Origin of the sequence: Brenneria roseae subsp. americana, assembly GCF_003115815.1 — a bacterium.
Taxonomy (GTDB): domain Bacteria; phylum Pseudomonadota; class Gammaproteobacteria; order Enterobacterales; family Enterobacteriaceae; genus Brenneria; species Brenneria roseae.
Window position 1 is genome coordinate 20,206 of sequence record NZ_QDKJ01000001.1, and the last position, 15,977, is coordinate 36,182.

Genomic DNA, 15,977 nt, shown 5'->3' on the forward strand with positions numbered 1-15,977 from the left:
CTGACAGCATGAGAAGAAAAGGTGGGGGAGTCCCCACCTTTTTAGTTCTGTAATCCTTAAAGATTAATCGGTATTTCTATACCAATGCCGGCGCCCACATCGTCGCTGGTATTGTGATCGCTATCGGTATACCACACGCTGGTATCAAACTTCACTTTGGACTGGAAGTCATAGCCCCAGCCTACTTCGATACCTTTCAAAGTATCAGAGCGGGGAAAAGCCTTGTTGAAGCTTTGATTGGCGGGGTTAACTTTCGCGTACATGAGACGGGTATTCCAGCGTTGTCCATCGTCAAGCGCCAGCTCTATTTTCCCTGACAGGGATTGACCGCCGCCGCCCATGGCATGACCCAGAGGATAACCTTGTTGATAGTAACCACCTTTGTAAATAAAGTGGTTATAGATCACATTCTTGTCTTTGAATTCAGAACGGGTGTCGGCAGCCTCGACGTACCAGTGGATTGTAGAAGTACCCCATTCAGGATGGCCTTCAATACCCGCCAGATAGGCATTTTTCGATGGAAGGAAACCGGCTTCATCTTCTCCCGTCGATTGGGCATAAATGCTGACCGGTAAACCAATAAGCGGCTGTAATTTCAATTTCACGTCAAAACCGCCCAACTGGTTGCCTGGATCACGATTAGGGTCGCCGGTGTTATCACGGCCAGTGGTGGCATCCCAAAAAGAGCCCCAGCTGTTCGGGCGCCCCTTACCGGCCCACATTATGTAGCGAGATGCGCCTAACTCAATGAAATTAGTCGGCATCATGGTAAAACGCCCCCCAACCAACTTGGTCTCGGGAACAGCGTGATATTGCTCCAACTGTCCTGCCGACAGCTGATATTGCCAGCGGCCAATCCATGAAAGCCAGGGGGTCTCAAACGGTGACTGATCGGCGCGCTGTAAAATGAATCCTGTAACCGGACGGGCAGAGTCGGAGCGAATCAGACTGCCGTCATAGCCGGGTCCCCACCATTGCGCTACCTTCCCGAACGATAACCATTGATTAAAAATCTTAACGGCGCCGTAGGAGCCGTCCATATTCCAGCGGGACTGATCTTCAATTCGCTGATTTCCTTCAACCGTCCCTTTAAGATTGACATCCCAGAACTCATCACTGGCCCCCGCGCCAATAGACAAAGCATGATCGCTGGCATGCGTACTGCCAAATCCCTGAGGTAAACCCGGTTTATCGGTGGAGGTATAGCCTGTAATACGAACGTTGGATTTTAATTGGCCGATTCGTTGCTCAACTCGGCTGATAACACGCCTTTCCGTATCGGTAACGGGGGTAGCCTGCGCCAGCGCGGATTCAATTTCTTCCTGACTTAGCGGCCAGGTAGAGAGGCTGGTCTGGATGACGCCACGATCGGCCAGCCAGGCGAGATCGTTGCGAAGAGTGCTATCCGGCGTAATTAAACCAGCGGCCTGACTGGTTGACACACATAAAAACATGCCACTGATGGCCATTAATAGTTTGTTGGTAGACATATTGTCAGGTTCCTTTATGGCGCAACATTATCTTGCTATCTTTCGTTTAGCGAATATTCCTTTTACCTAAGGTATCGCTGAGAGATGCATAAATGACAGATGTAGCTAAAATGTCCCATGCACAGCATACAGAGCGTTAAATGATTGAAAAAAACATAAATTGCGTTAGCGGTTTTTTTCAGATAATACTGAAAGTCCATTTGATCCCATTTGCTCTCTATTCGTGGTTTTCTATATGAATATCATTGTATTAAATCACGGAACGCTTGTGCAGTTTTTAAAGTATAGAATAGCGGTATGGGTTAACAATAATTTCAGTAGGCGTGAGTTGTGTGATGTTCTCTGCCGATGTCTTTTATTTTCAATATCATGGAGGGGAAAATGCAGATTCGCATGTTACTGGGTATCTCCGCGGTCATCTTGCTTGCCGGCTGTAATACAACCAATCAACTCAGTGCCGCAGGGCAGGCTGTGACGTTTACGGACACCAAACCGGGTGATGAGTGCCAGTTACTGGGGCAGGTTAGCGGTAGCCAGTCTAACTGGTTATCTGGTCATGGGAGCGATGGCAGTTCAATGCGCGGTGCGGCGAACGATTTGCGTAATAAAGCTGCGGCGATGGGGGGGAATACCATTTATGGTACGACCAGCCCGAGTGAAACTTTCTGGTCAAGTTTTGCACCATTAGACAGCAAGATGGTTGGCAGCGTGTACAAGTGTCCTTAAGCGAGAGGCTTTTTTCCTGACTGGGTCTTGTATTCAACAAATTGTATTTAATAAATAGTCCGGCGTATGCGCAGTGGTGCATGCGCCGGTTTTTTATGGCGGGCTGTCCCTGCCCGCTACCCTGCGGGCCGTCGCAAGCGACGTTGAAAAACACGCCCGGTGTTTTTTATCTGAGCGTGACGTCTTCGTCATGACTTTGCCGGAGCCGCAAATCCAGCGGCGTTTTACTGGCTTCTCCGCCGATTTCTCGTGCCAGGCGGGGAACCAGATAGCCAGACACTTTTTTCATCAGTGCTTTTACCAGCGAGCGGGCCTCATCGTCGCTGACCAGAAAATGCGCGGCGCCCTGCACTTTATCCAGAACATGGAGATAATAAGGTAGTACGCCTGCGTCAAACAGCGCGTTACTCAAGTTTGCCAATGTGTCCGCGTTATCGTTCACCCCACGCAGCAGGACGCTCTGATTCAGCAGAGTGACGCCTGCGCGGCGCAAACGAGCCATACTTTGTGTTAAATCAGGGTCAATCTCTTGCGGATGGTTAATATGCGTGACCAGCAAAACCTGAAGCGATGTCTGTGATAAGCGCTGGCACAGCGTATCGGTAATCCGTGCCGGGATCACCACGGGCAAGCGTGTATGGATACGCAGTCGCTTCAGATGCGGTATGTTTTCCAGTTCGGTGATCAGCCAATTAAGCTCATGGTCTTTCGCCATCAGCGGATCGCCGCCGGAGAAGATAATTTCATCCAGTTCGGGGTGCGCCTGGATATAATCCAGCGCCTGACGCCAGTTTGTCTTGTTGCCCTGGTTGTCCTGATAGGGAAAATGCCGACGAAAGCAGTAGCGGCAGTTGACGGCGCAGCCGCCCTTTACCAGCAGTAGCGCGCGGTTGTGGTATTTATGCAGTAGCCCCGGTACGACACTGTGCTGCTCGTCCAGCGGATCATGGCTAAATCCCGGTGTGACGATGAATTCTTCGCCTGAGGTGAGCACCTGTAGTAATAGCGGATCGTTCGCATTGCCTTTTTGCATGCGTGCCGCGAAAGCTCGGGGAACACGCAGCGGGAAAAGCTTACGGGCATCATGGCCTTGCCGGAGTTTGGCGTTGTCACTCAGCGCCAAAAGTTGCAGTAATTCTTCCGGATCGGTAATTACGTCTGCAAGTTGCTGCAACCAATCTTCTCTGGAAGGTATATTTAGGGTTACAATGTGTGCCATTTTTTGGCTTAGTACCAGTATCAAATGTAGAGGGCCTTTATGGCGACTTATTTTAGCAACGATTTCCGTTCCGGTCTTAAAATCATGTTCGAAGGCGAACCTTATGCCGTCGAATCAAGTGAGTTCGTCAAACCGGGTAAAGGCCAGGCTTTCGCACGTGTGAAAATGCGTCGTTTGCTGACTGGCAAGTTGATCGAAAAAACATTCAAATCCACGGATTCTGCCGAAGGTGCGGATGTTATCGATATGAACCTGACTTACCTGTACAACGACGGTGAGTTTTGGCATTTCATGAATAACGAAACGTTCGAGCAATTGGCTGCGGATGAGAAAGCGGTTGGCGACAACGCCAAATGGCTGCTTGATCAGGCCGAATGTATCGTAACGCTGTGGAACGGTCAGCCGATTTCCGTGACGCCGCCGAACTTTGTTGAACTGGAAATTACCGATACTGATCCGGGTTTGAAAGGCGATACTGCCGGTACAGGTGGTAAACCTGCGACTCTGAGCACTGGCGCGGTAGTAAAAGTGCCATTGTTTGTGCAGATTGGCGAAGTGATCAAAGTGGATACCCGTTCTGGCGAGTACGTATCCCGCGTTAAGTAATTAATTCTTTTTTTAAAAAAACACCGCTTTTATCGAGCTGTCACCCGCAGGTTGGACAGTTCGATAGGCGGTTTTTTTGTCTGGATAAGCCTGATTCCTTCATTAAGCATGAAAAGTGCCACGAAATAGTCAATATTGACTATGCTTAAGGAGACGCTCTCTCTTACCTTTAAGAAGGAATTACTTATGTTGAAGAAAAGTCTTGCTGCTATTCTCTCTGTGCTAATTCTATCAGCCGTTGTGGGGTGTAACACTACCCGCGGTGTTGGACAGGATGTTGAAGCCGGAGGGGAAGCGATACAGCGTAGTGCGCAGTAAGCGGTAAAAGGTTCTTCATATGAGGGAAGCGTTACCATGGCGTTTTCCTCTGGATGGCGATGAGGTTACTTATTTAAAAAGGTTGTTTCAAACGGGTTATATTTGGGCGATGGAGAGAGTATTCTTTATGCCCCGGGATAAAGCCATGAGGTGATACTCATTTCTGAGTCCGGCCTGTTTGAACTCAATCATGATTTGTAATCAACATTAGTTAAAATGGTTATTTGTTAAGTCGCATAGTTTGTCAGGGCCTGCATCATAAACAGGTCATTTATTAAATGATAATTATTCCTCACTGATTAATATTCTGCTTTTCTCCCCCATTTTGATTATTGATTTCTGACATTTTCAGCCGTTCCTTTAATTATGGTTTCCGCCTTTTGCCGATTAGCCGGCTTATTGGGATAGATGAATTAATCAATTAGCCGGGGAATCATCGAATGTGCAGCGGTCTCTGCTAATTTGGAAAAGAAAACGGCCTGCATAGGCAGGCCGTTAATAGCAGACAAGGTCTCGCTTACAGCGTGACGACACCAATGATAGTTACGACGCTCAGAATCGCTGCCAGACCATAAAACACCCATTTCCCGGCGGGAATATGGATTTTCAGATCGTGCGTGGCGTGGTGAAGACGATGCAGGCCACACCAGATTGGCAGGATAATCATCAGCAGCAGGAAGACGCGACCGATAAAGCTTTGGCTGAATGCCGCGATACGTTCATAGGTCAGCGCATCCGGAAACAGGCCAAGCGGTAATAGTACACCAACCAGCAGGATAATGACGGGAGCGAAAAACGCACTCCACATACCACCGGCGCCGAACAAACCCCAGAAAGGGGGTTCATCGGAACGTTTTGGCGTTTGATTAATCACGTTATTCCTCCTGATCAGAATAGTAAGGCGATAGCCAGTACCGCTACCGTTACTACAATGGTGACAACCCAGAGACCTTTAATGATCGGCTCTGGCCCCATTTTCTCGTCTTTTATTATGATGATGGATGCTTTCGGCGCCAGCTCAAACCAGGTTTTGGTATGCAGCACGGCGGCCAGCAAAGCAATGATATTGATCAGCAATACCAGTGGGTTTTGCAGGAATCCAACAAAGTGAGCCCAACTTTCCGGGCCATTTTTTAGTGAAAACACGCCACACATCAATATGATGCTGAACCAGACGGCAGGTAAGGCCGTACCTTCACGCAACATGTAAAAGCGATAGAATCCCAGCTTTTTCCACCAGGTTGGCGACATGTCACGGACATACGCTTTACGTTTGGATGTCATTATTGCCCCTCCCTTATTGTGGCTTCAGCATGGCAATCATGAAGTCTTTGGCACTTTCCACCTTGCCTTGCTGGATTGCAGCGGCCGGGTCGACATGCTTCGGACAAACCTCTGAGCAGTAACCTACAAAGGTACAACTCCAGACCCCATTATCACCGTTCAACTGCGGCATACGCTCTTTTTTACCGCGATCGCGGTTATCCAGGTTGTAACGATGCGCCAGTGTGATCGCTGCCGGACCAATGAATTCAGGATTCAGGCCGAACTGCGGACAGGCGGCATAGCAGAGACCACAGTTGATACAACCGGAGAACTGATGGTATTTGGCCATCTGCGCCGGGGTTTGTTTGTTGGGGCCGTCAGCCGGTTTACGATCGTTGCCGATTATATAAGGTTTGATGGCTTCCAGGCTCTCAATGAAGTGAGTCATGTCGACCACGAGATCGCGTTCGATGGGGAAGTTACCCAGCGCTTCAACCTTCAACCCGTCCTGATAATCACGCAGGAAGGTTTTACAGGCCAGCTTGGGCACGTTATTCACCATCATGCCGCATGAACCACAGATCGCCATACGGCAGGACCAGCGGTAGGAGAGATCCGCCGCCAGATTATCTTTAATATAACCCAGCGCGTCCAGCAGGGAAGTCTGCTTGTTGAATGGAACGTCAAACGTCTCAAAATGCGGCTCGCTGTCCTGTTCTGGATTGTAGCGCATGACTTCCATTTTCAGGGTTTGCATCTCAGCCATTCGCCTGCTCCTTCTTGCTTTTATCCTGAGCATCGCCTTCGGCGCCATAAACACGTTTGGCCGGCGGCAGTTTGGTGATTTTCACATCGGAGTACTCCAGATGTGGCGCACCTTCAGGGTTATAAAAAGCCAGCGTGTGCTTCAGGTAGTTAACGTCATCACGCTCGGTGCAACCTTCATCCAGACGTTGGTGAGCGCCACGGGATTCTTTACGATTGATGGCGGAGTGCGCCATACATTCCGCAACATCCAGGCTGTGGCCCAATTCGATGGTGTAGAGCAGATCGGTATTGAACACGCTGGAATGGTCGGTGATTTTTACCCGTTTGAAGCGCTCTTTCAGCTCGGTGATTTTATCAACGGTTTTTTGCATCAGGTCCGTGGTACGGTAAATACCGCAGCCTTCTTCCATTGATAAGCCCAGCTCATCGCGGATTTTCGACCAGTTTTCAGTACCTTCTTGTTTCATCAGACCATGCAGGCTCTGTTCGATATCCCGGGTTTGCGCATCCAGCGCGCTGCCGTTGGCGGGCGCCGCAGACTGGGAGCGCTGTACCGCTTGCTCGCCGGCGACGCGGCCGAATACCACCAGTTCCGCCAGCGAGTTGGAACCGAGACGGTTTGCGCCGTGCAGGCCGACAGACGAGCATTCACCGACGGCAAACAGACCTTTGATGCGGGTTTCGCAGTTTTGATCGGTTTCGATGCCGCCCATGGTGTAGTGTGCGGTAGGCCGAATCGGAATCGGTTCTTTTACCGGATCAACGCCAACATAGGCTTGCGCCAGTTCGCAGATGAACGGCAGACGCTCTTTGAGTTTTTTCTCGCCAAGGTGGCGCAGGTCAAGATAGACCACGTCGCCCAACGGCGTGGAAATGGTGCGTCCCGCACGCCACTCATGCCAGAACGCCTGAGACACCTTGTCACGCGGGCCCAGCTCCATGTATTTGTTTTTCGGCTGACCCAGCGGGGTTTCCGGTCCCATGCCGTAATCTTGCAGATAACGATAGCCGTCTTTGTTGACCATGATTCCGCCTTCGCCACGGCAGCCTTCGGTCATCAAAATGCCGGAGCCTGGCAGGCCGGTCGGGTGATACTGCACGAATTCCATGTCGCGCAAGGGTACGCCGTGGCGGAATGCCATGCCCATACCGTCACCGGTAACGATGCCGCCATTGGTGTTGTAGCGATACACCCGGCCCGCGCCGCCGGTGGCGATAACCACCGCGTTTGCGCGTATCTGGATTAATGAGCCTTCCATCATATTGATGGCGACGACACCGCGTGCATGGCCGTCATCAACCAGCACATCCAGAACGAAATGCTCATCGAAACGCTGAATTTGTGGGTATTTGAGCGAGGTCTGGAACAGCGTATGCAGCATGTGGAAGCCGGTTTTATCGGCGGCAAACCAGGTTCGTTCTATTTTCATTCCGCCGAATCGGCGAACGTTAACAGAACCATCAGGTTTACGGCTCCACGGGCAGCCCCATTGTTCCATCTGGATCATTTCTTCAGGACAGTGTTTGACGAAGTGTTCGACAACGTCTTGTTCACATAGCCAGTCGCCACCCGAAACGGTGTCGTTGAAATGATAATCGAAGCTATCGTGATCCTGAGTGACCGCTGCTGATCCGCCTTCTGCCGCCACGGTATGGCTACGCATAGGGTAGACTTTTGAGATCAGCGCAATTTTCAGTTGGGGATTAGCTTCAGCGGCAGCAATTGCCGCTCGTAAGCCAGCGCCCCCGGCCCCGATAATGGCCAAGTCGGCATTAAAGGTTTGCACTGCATTCCTCCAGTTACTTAAGTTAAAATAAAAAAATAATATCTATTCATTTCTATCTTTATATATCCACATATATCCGCGGAACGCTTTATGCATGTAACTGTATGAAAAATTGATTCGCGAACATATTAAGAATAGACATAACTCTATTTTTTGTATGGGAATGAGTATAGCGAATTATAGGTAGATGAAATTTGATGTGATCCAGCATTTTGCTTTTTTTTCAGGGAGTACGGTAATAAGAGATAAAAACGTGATCGAAAGGCTTATTTTTATAAAAATAGTGCTTTTATTTCTTTAATAACTCTTTTGCGGGCTATACAGGAAAATGTTTCACTGGATATATCGCTGCCCGCTTTTGCGTTGCAGGTACGCGGGTTTCCTGTCGCACTTATGCCGCGGCCCCTGACGGATCAACGCCGCGCGTTGCTAAAAAACGCTCCGGCGTTTGTCTGCCCGCTCCGATGCGGGTAGACTGCTCCACCTGTTTGACTTTGGAGTAATAGCCATGAGCGAGACGGCAAGTTGGCAACCCAGTGCATCTGTCGCTAATTTGTTGAAGCGTGCGTCGATAGTTTCAGCTATCCGGCGTTTCTTCACCGATCGTGGGGTACTGGAAGTTGAAACGCCGGCGATGAGCCAGGCGACGGTCACGGACGTTTATTTATGCCCGTTTCAGACCCGTTTCGTTGGGCCAGGTGCTGCTGATGGGGTGACGCTGTATTTGATGACCAGCCCTGAATACCACATGAAACGACTGCTGGCCGCAGGCAGCGGTCCGATTTTTCAACTATGCCGCAGCTTTCGTAATGAAGAGTCCGGTAGACACCATAACCCGGAATTTACCATGCTGGAATGGTATCGGCCGCATTACGACATGTACCGACTGATGAATGAAGTCGATGATTTACTACAGCAGGTACTGGACTGCGAAAGTGCGGAGATGCTTTCGTATCAACAGGCCTTCTTGCGTCATTTGGAGATTGATCCGCTGTCTGTGGACAAAGCCCAACTGCGCGAAGCGGCGGAAAAGCTGGGACTGGGCGACATCGCCTGCCGTGAAGACGATCGAGATGCGCTGGTGCAAATGTTGTTTACCTTTGGCGTAGAGCCGAACATCGGCCGCGACAAACCGGCGTTTGTTTACCATTTCCCGGCAACGCAGGCCTCACTGGCTGAAATCAGCACCGAGGATCATCGTGTCGCCGAGCGTTTTGAAGTCTATTTCAAAGGCATTGAACTGGCGAACGGTTTTCGCGAACTGACTGACAGCGATGAGCAGCGTCAGCGGTTCGAGCAGGATAACCGCAAGCGCGCGGCGCGCGGTTTGCCCCAGCAGCCTATTGATGAAAACCTGCTGGCTGCGCTGAAGCATGGCCTGCCGGAATGTGCCGGGGTGGCGTTGGGCGTCGATCGCCTGATTATGCTGGCATTGAACGCGGAAAAGCTGAGTGATGTGATCGCGTTTTCGGTCGAGCGTTCCTGATATTTCGCTGCGAAAAGGCGGGGCAGTTGCTGCCCCCGCCCTGATTCTTGTTATTATAAGCTTCCTGCTGTCCGATTTTTGGACGTCAATGTATTCCCTTTACGCGATAGGTTGTCCATCCGCACCTGGAATGGTGGGAATGGCAGCACCATGTTGTGTTTACGGTAATTCTCCAGAATCAACTGGTGCAGTTCATGCCGCAACGGCATGCGATGACCCATTTCCGCAGCGAAAATACGCAGCTCGAAAATCTGAATACCCTGCTGCAAATCGACCAGAAAGGCTTCCGGCGGCGGATTTTCTAATATCAGCGGGCAGCGGCTGACCGCATCCATCAGCAAATCGGTGACTTCCTTGCTGTCCGCTTCAGCGGGGGCCGGGATCGTCAAGACCACGCGCGTCACGGAGTCTGACAGAGACCAGTTAATAAATTGCTCGGTAATAAAAGCTTTGTTCGGCACGATAATCTCTTTGCGGTCCCAGTCGGAAATAGTGGTCGCGCGCGTATTAATGCGCATGACGCTCCCCGTGAGATCGCGGATGGTAACGGTATCGCCGATACGTATCGGTTTTTCAAACAGGATAATCAGGCCGGAAATAAAGTTGGCGAAGATTTCCTGCAAGCCAAACCCTAATCCCACACCGAGCGCGGCAACCAGCCATTGCAATTTTGCCCACTCAATCCCGATCAGCGAGAAGCCCATCAGGCAGCCAATCAGCATCAGAATATATTTGCTGATGGTGGTGATGGCGTAACCGCTGCCCGGCGACAAATCAAGATGTTGTAACAGGGCCAGCTCCAGTAAGGCCGGCAGGTTGCGCACCAGTTGGGCGGTAATCACAAAAATCAGCACGGCAATGAGAACGGAGCCCAACGTAATCGCCTGAACGTTTTCCACGCCTTTGACCGTACTGGTGACGTCCCACAGGCTGATATTTCCCAGGAAAGCAAAAGCGGAATGAATTTCAGACCACAGAACGATGACGGAAACCAGGGCGATAAGCGTCAGGATGGAACGAACCAACTGTAGGGATTTAGCGCTGATCGCATCCAAATCCACCACCGGTTCTTCAATCGCTTCTGAACTGTTTTCGTGCGTCGAACCTGACTGGGTGTCCTCTTCTCCGCGCGCCCGCTGCGCCAAAATTTCTGAACGGCGCTGCTTGGCGCGATCAAAAGCGATACGGCGTCGCTGAATGAGCATCCAGCGACGAATAATATGGTAGACAACCAGCAGGAAAAACCAAATGGATACTGACGTTTCCAGCCTGACCAATAGCGCCTGCGCCGTTGCCAGATAGCCGATGCAGGATGCCAGTGCGGCGACCAGCGGAACGCATATCAGCAGATTCCACATGGCGCGGTTAACCGAATTCTCGCCCGAACCTTCTTTATCCAGATAAAGCGGGATACCGGCGCGTTTAAGGCTGGTGGTCACCAGGCTCAATGCCATACAGAGCAGAATGAAGCACAAGCGCCCCAGCGTGCTGGAGAATTTGCGATCGTCCAGATTGTCGAAAGTAATCAACGCCATGACTAATGGCACGATAAACGCAATGGAGAGACGGTAGTAGCGCATCGCTCTGGCGACCCGATCGGGCGACCAGCGGAAGTGAACGATAAACAGTCCCTGAGGATGAGCGAATGACGCACTGATCATCACCAGCCACATTAAAGGAACGGTAGCGGTAACGCTGTCGCCAATGGCCACGGCAACCGGATAAGGCCAGGCATTTTGCAAGCCGTAGCCCAGAGCGGCCCAGAGCACCGGCAATGGCAGCGCCGTCAGGATTGACCAGAAAACGGTACGCAGCGTCAGCGTAAAGTGGTCGAGGGTGACTTTGCCTACCCGACCGCTGGCGCGTTCCAGAAAGGCGTGGTAATGACGACGGGAACTGATGCTGAATCCCACCAGTAACAGAGCGCCCAGTAGCGGGATGATCGTTTCGCGGCTGGTTACCATCATGATCATGGCGCTGCTGAGTTGGGTAAAGGTATCCAAAGACAGCAGAAGTGTCAGATCCTGTACCAGCTTCAGCGGATAAGAGAAAGTAATCGGGTTGACGTCAGCTACCCAGAAAAGGTAGCGGTGAGCCGCTTCTTTCGTCTCTCTTAATGCATCTTCCAACTGGTTATTCGCCACTTTGAGCTTGGTTAACTCCAGAATCTGAGCATCGCAACCCGAGATTAATGAGGTCAGCAAGTCGCGCTGGGTGCGCAGCTGATCGGTCAGGATGCGCTGCTGGGCGGTGCTCAGCGGCGTACCGTCATCCTGTTTCGCCTGATCAAGGTCGTGCGGCTTATTGATCAGATCCTCAAAATGCAGACGTTGAACGCGTAGCTGCGCCATATCGCTGTCCAACAGCTGTGGTTTGGGCATTTCCGGCAGCCGTGCAACTTGCGCCCGCAGGGTTTCGCCTAATACTGGTGAAACGCCAAGCCATTGCGCCTGTTCACGGATAGTGGTCAGCGCCTGACGGACCTGAAGCGTATGCGTGGCGGCCTGACGCTGCTGAGAGGCGATCAGATCCATCCGCTGTGCCTGCTGATTCAGCGCGACGGACAGTTCCCGGTTGATCTTTAACTGATCGCTGATAACGCCGGGTAAATCGCCGCTTTGTTCTGCCAGCAGTTCGGTTCGTTCCAGCGCCTGTTCGGCTTCTTTCTGACGCAGGCTATTGATGCTGCTGCGTAACTCCTGTAGCTGAATATCCAGTCGGTCATGCCGTTTTTTATACAGTTCGGCGCGTAAACGGGATAGTTCCTGACGATTACTGGCTGATAGCTGCGCCAGTTCCAACTCGTCTACAAGACTTTTGCGCAAGGCCGATTCAGCCTGTAGCGCCGCCAACTGTGCTTGTACCAACGGCGTCGTCGGCGTACCGAGAGACTGGATACGGCGTTCCATGTCGCTGAGTGAACGGCTGGCTTCAGTTTGTTGCTGGGGAAGCTGTCCGAGTGAGTCACTGATTTCGCGTGACCGCTCCTGTTCCTGCTGCAACTGGCGACCTTGCTCCAGTAGCTGGCTACTGGTTTGCAGGATCTGCTGTTCAAGATCGTTAATCGACAGATTGCTCGCGATTGATGATGGTTTTTCATCTTCCGCTGCCAACTGGCGGCGCAGTTCCTGAATCAGCTTGGGAAAATCATCAATAATACGTTGGTACTGCGCCGCGCGTTCGTGGGACTCTTTGGCTTCCAGTGTTGTATTCAGGGCAGATTGCAATTCTTCAACAATCTGCGCCTGATCGGCTGCGCCTTTATTGGCCTCTGCCTGTTGCAATTGCTGGCGTAGCTGAGCCTCATTGAGCGCAGGGGCCGCCAATACGGTAGTTGATAATAAGCAACTCAGCAGAAAAGTCAGAATCAAACGCACGTTTAGCCTACCTTTCACTAACAACGATGGGGAATTGACGGCATTCAGCCCGGATTATCTGTTGTGTCAGACTTAACATGTACATCATGAGATTGCACTTGTGCGACCACTTCACCCTGTGGTGTCGTGGTTTCCTGATCTTCAGACAGCATTTCCGCGAAGGGTTCTCCCATCCGGGTAACGCTAAGGCTGTTGAGATGAGCTGCAAACTGTACCCGGCCGGGGGAAAACAGGTTAATCACGGTAGAGCCCAGTTTAAAGCGGCCCATTTCCTGACCTTTTTCCAGAATAACCGCGTCTTCGCCTGCCTGAGGATATGTCCAGCGTTGAATTATGCCTTCCCGTGGTGGCGTAATCGTGCCTGCCCAGACGGTTTCGATACTGCCGACAATGGTGGCGCCAACCAGAATCTGCGCCAGTGGACCAAACTCGGTATCAAACAGGCAGATAACCCGCTCGTTACGGGCAAACAGATTTGGCACATGGTCTGCGGTCAGCAGATTGACGGAGAACAGATCGCCCGGCACATAAATCATCTCGCGCAGAACGCCATCGCACGGCATATGCACGCGGTGATAATCGCGTGGCGATAAATATGTCGTGGCGAACAGGCCGTCGCGGAACAGTTCCGCCATGACATAGTTACCGGCAAGCAATGCTTCCAGTGAATAAAGGTGGTTTTTAGCTTGAATCAGTTTGCCGTCCGTAATGGGGCCCAACTGAGACAAAACACCATCGGCAGGTTGAACGAGGCGATGGGCATGTGGGTCGATAGGACGAACTTCAGGCTTCAGCGGACGAACAAAAAATTCATTGAAAGTACGATAGGCGGCGGTATCGGGTTGCTGCGCTTCCTGCATATTGACCTTGTACCGACGGACAAACAGATCGATCACCAGCCTGGTGAGCTTACCCGCCTGTTTATCCGCTCCCCAACCGGCCAAACGGGTCAGCCAGATTTTGGGAAGCCAATACTGTAATTTGATTTTGATATTATCCAGCACGGTGAGCCTCTTGGGTTAATGGTGCGCCATGATGTAAAAGGGGCGCATTGTAGCGATGGATACAATAAATGTCAGTTATCCGTATCGGAAAAGGTTTTACGCGTTTTTACCTGCGCCATGCTTTCCAAAATGCGGTGATAGTTATCGAAGCGCTCGGCAGCAATGTCACCGCGCTCGAGGGCCGCGTGAATGGCGCAACCGGGATCGTTGTCATGTTTGCAGTCACGGAATTTACAGTCGCCTATATATTCCCTGAATTCGATAAAGCCGTGGGTGATCTGATCGGGATCCAGGTGCCACAGACCAAATTCACGAACGCCCGGAGAGTCAATCACATCCCCGCCGTGTGGAAAGTGATAAAGACGGGCTGCGGTCGTCGTGTGTTGTCCCAGTCCTGAGTTATCGGAAACCTCGTTAACCAGAATGCGCTCTTCGCCAAGCGTCAGCAACGCGTTGAGCAAGCTGGATTTACCTACCCCGGATTGCCCGGCAAAGATACTGATACGATCGGTTAACGCCTGTTCCAGTTCCGCAATGCCTTCCTGAGTATGGCTTGATACCATCAGTACGCGATAGTTGAGCGCCCGGTAAATATCCATCAGTTCATTGACGAAAAGAAGCGCTTCTTTATCCAGCAAATCGATCTTGTTCAGCACGATCAGCGGTTCAACTTCCAGTGTTTCGCAGGCAACCAGATAACGATCGATAATATTGAGTGAGAGTTCGGGCAAAATGGCAGAAACGATCACGATCTGATCAATGTTGGCCGCGATCGGTTTGACGCCGTCGTAGTAATCAGGACGCGTCAGGACAGAATGGCGTGGATGAACGGCTTCAACGATCCCGCTGATCCCGGCGAGCGCTTCGTTACCAGCCCGCCACACGACGCGATCGCCTGTGACCAGTGATTTAATCGTTCGACGAATATTACAGCGATGTACAACGCCGTTTCCGGCTTCTACATCGGCATGCATACCGAATCGGCTGATGATAATACCTTCCTGGGCATCACCCAGTTGGCTATCTTCCCATTCGATCTTGCTTTCAGAATGTTTAAGGCGACGCTGATGATTCGCACTTACCCGACGTTGCTGACCTTTCGACAGTTTCTTTTTGCTCACTAAGCCTCACTTAATACGCTATTGATCGCCATGGTACGATGAACGCCACAGGACGTGGTTGTCGCCCATGATGATTGAAGCGACTATAATACACCCTATTTGATTTTAATTAACTGATGCCGCCAGATGGCATCAATGCGGGTGTTACAATCGACGCCAACGGGCAACAATACACGGCTAAATGGGAATACCAACGATGGTAGATGAAAATAACCTGATCTGGATCGATCTTGAGATGACGGGACTGAACCCTGAACAAGATCGTATTATTGAGATTGCGACATTAGTGACAGATGCCAATCTTAATGTGTTGGCGGAAGGGCCTGTTCTGGCGGTTCATCAACCTGATAGCCAGCTTGCGCTGATGGATGACTGGAATGTACGCACGCATGGCGCCAGCGGGTTAATCGATCGTGTTAAAGCCAGCACGGTCGATGAACGAGCGGCAGAACTGGCTACGCTGGCTTTCTTGCAACAGTGGGTACCCGCAGGTAAATCACCAATTTGCGGCAACAGTATCGGTCAGGATCGTCGGTTCCTGTTCCGCTATATGCCGGAGCTGGAAGCCTATTTCCACTATCGCTATCTGGATGTCAGTACGTTAAAAGAGCTGGCGCGTCGTTGGAAACCAGAAATTCTGTCGGGCTTTAAAAAGCAGGGCACGCATCAGGCCATGGACGATATTCGCGAGTCGCTGGCTGAGTTGGCGTATTACCGCGAGCATTTTATTCAGCTTTAAGCTGATTCTGGCATTCATGGGCGGATTGGCCGTCAGGCGTATTAATCTGACGGCCTTCAGATCGAGTAAC

14 protein-coding genes are annotated in these 15,977 nt (G+C 51.2%); 5 read left to right on the forward strand and 9 right to left on the reverse strand.

The window, feature by feature from the left end; all coding sequences use genetic code 11:
• Positions 1-56: 56 nt before the first annotated feature.
• Positions 57-1,490 (reverse strand): capsule assembly Wzi family protein, encoded by a 1,434-nt coding sequence (locus B4923_RS00060; RefSeq protein ID WP_109052320.1) that lies wholly within the window; start codon positions 1,488-1,490, stop codon positions 57-59.
• A gap of 381 nt (positions 1,491-1,871) precedes the next feature.
• Here B4923_RS00060 and B4923_RS00065 point away from each other — a divergent pair, with 381 nt between their 5' ends.
• The gene (locus B4923_RS00065; protein ID WP_109052321.1) at positions 1,872-2,216 is read left to right on the forward strand and encodes a DUF4156 domain-containing protein; all 345 of its coding nucleotides are present in this window, start codon (positions 1,872-1,874) and stop codon (positions 2,214-2,216) included.
• 166 nt (positions 2,217-2,382) lie between these two features.
• Here B4923_RS00065 and epmB read toward each other — a convergent pair whose 3' ends face one another.
• Entirely contained in the window at positions 2,383-3,435 is a 1,053-nt protein-coding gene (gene epmB, locus B4923_RS00070; RefSeq protein ID WP_109052322.1) for an EF-P beta-lysylation protein EpmB, read from the reverse strand.
• 39 nt (positions 3,436-3,474) lie between these two features.
• Here epmB and efp point away from each other — a divergent pair, with 39 nt between their 5' ends.
• Together efp and B4923_RS00080 are read left to right on the forward strand one after the other, a co-directional pair.
• Positions 3,475-4,041, forward strand: coding sequence for an elongation factor P (gene efp, locus B4923_RS00075; protein ID WP_109052323.1), 567 nt, complete (start codon positions 3,475-3,477; stop codon positions 4,039-4,041).
• A 186-nt stretch (positions 4,042-4,227) separates the two neighbouring features.
• Entirely contained in the window at positions 4,228-4,359 is a 132-nt protein-coding gene (locus B4923_RS00080; RefSeq protein ID WP_109052659.1) for an entericidin A/B family lipoprotein, read from the forward strand.
• 517 nt (positions 4,360-4,876) lie between these two features.
• Here the strand turns inward: B4923_RS00080 and frdD are convergent.
• The 4 genes from frdD to frdA are packed head-to-tail and all read right to left on the reverse strand — an operon-like array spanning position 4,877 to position 8,180.
• Positions 4,877-5,233 (reverse strand): fumarate reductase subunit FrdD, encoded by a 357-nt coding sequence (frdD, locus tag B4923_RS00085; protein WP_109052324.1) that lies wholly within the window; start codon positions 5,231-5,233, stop codon positions 4,877-4,879.
• A 14-nt stretch (positions 5,234-5,247) separates the two neighbouring features.
• Entirely contained in the window at positions 5,248-5,643 is a 396-nt protein-coding gene (gene frdC / locus B4923_RS00090) for a fumarate reductase subunit FrdC (protein WP_109052325.1), read from the reverse strand.
• Positions 5,644-5,656: 13 nt separating this feature from the next.
• Positions 5,657-6,391, reverse strand: a complete 735-nt coding sequence (locus tag B4923_RS00095; RefSeq protein WP_109052326.1) for a succinate dehydrogenase/fumarate reductase iron-sulfur subunit — start codon at positions 6,389-6,391, stop codon at positions 5,657-5,659.
• Positions 6,384-8,180 carry a fumarate reductase (quinol) flavoprotein subunit gene (gene frdA / locus B4923_RS00100; protein ID WP_109052327.1) on the reverse strand — a complete coding sequence of 599 codons (1,797 nt, stop codon included), beginning with the start codon at positions 8,178-8,180 and terminating at the stop codon, positions 6,384-6,386. The genes B4923_RS00095 and frdA overlap by 8 nt, the downstream gene beginning before the upstream one ends.
• Before the next feature lie 508 nt (positions 8,181-8,688).
• Here frdA and epmA point away from each other — a divergent pair.
• Complete coding sequence (epmA, locus tag B4923_RS00105; protein WP_109052328.1) at positions 8,689-9,666, forward strand: elongation factor P--(R)-beta-lysine ligase; 978 nt, start codon at positions 8,689-8,691, stop codon at positions 9,664-9,666.
• Between the two features lie 53 nt (positions 9,667-9,719).
• Here epmA and mscM read toward each other — a convergent pair whose 3' ends face one another.
• The 3 genes from mscM to rsgA form a co-directional block, all read right to left on the reverse strand.
• Complete coding sequence (gene mscM / locus B4923_RS00110; RefSeq protein ID WP_109052329.1) at positions 9,720-13,043, reverse strand: miniconductance mechanosensitive channel MscM; 3,324 nt, start codon at positions 13,041-13,043, stop codon at positions 9,720-9,722.
• A gap of 44 nt (positions 13,044-13,087) precedes the next feature.
• On the reverse strand, positions 13,088-14,047 hold the full coding sequence (gene asd / locus B4923_RS00115; protein WP_109052330.1) for an archaetidylserine decarboxylase: 960 nt from the start codon (positions 14,045-14,047) through the stop codon (positions 13,088-13,090).
• A 71-nt stretch (positions 14,048-14,118) separates the two neighbouring features.
• Positions 14,119-15,168, reverse strand: a complete 1,050-nt coding sequence (gene rsgA, locus B4923_RS00120) for a small ribosomal subunit biogenesis GTPase RsgA (RefSeq protein WP_109052331.1) — start codon at positions 15,166-15,168, stop codon at positions 14,119-14,121.
• Positions 15,169-15,364: 196 nt separating this feature from the next.
• Between rsgA and orn the strand changes: the two genes are divergently transcribed.
• Positions 15,365-15,907 (forward strand): oligoribonuclease, encoded by a 543-nt coding sequence (gene orn, locus B4923_RS00125; protein WP_109052332.1) that lies wholly within the window; start codon positions 15,365-15,367, stop codon positions 15,905-15,907.
• Positions 15,908-15,977: the final 70 nt, after the last annotated feature.

Coding starts and splice junctions, on each gene's coding strand:
- B4923_RS00060 (WP_109052320.1), bottom strand. CDS start 1,490: ATGTCTACCAACAAACTATTAATGGCCATCAGTGGCATGTTTTTATGT.
- B4923_RS00080 (WP_109052659.1), top strand. CDS start 4,228: ATGTTGAAGAAAAGTCTTGCTGCTATTCTCTCTGTGCTAATTCTATCA.
- epmA (WP_109052328.1), top strand. CDS start 8,689: ATGAGCGAGACGGCAAGTTGGCAACCCAGTGCATCTGTCGCTAATTTG.
- orn (WP_109052332.1), top strand. CDS start 15,365: ATGGTAGATGAAAATAACCTGATCTGGATCGATCTTGAGATGACGGGA.
- epmB (WP_109052322.1), bottom strand. CDS start 3,435: ATGGCACACATTGTAACCCTAAATATACCTTCCAGAGAAGATTGGTTG.
- efp (WP_109052323.1), top strand. CDS start 3,475: ATGGCGACTTATTTTAGCAACGATTTCCGTTCCGGTCTTAAAATCATG.
- B4923_RS00095 (WP_109052326.1), bottom strand. CDS start 6,391: ATGGCTGAGATGCAAACCCTGAAAATGGAAGTCATGCGCTACAATCCA.
- frdC (WP_109052325.1), bottom strand. CDS start 5,643: ATGACATCCAAACGTAAAGCGTATGTCCGTGACATGTCGCCAACCTGG.
- B4923_RS00065 (WP_109052321.1), top strand. CDS start 1,872: ATGCAGATTCGCATGTTACTGGGTATCTCCGCGGTCATCTTGCTTGCC.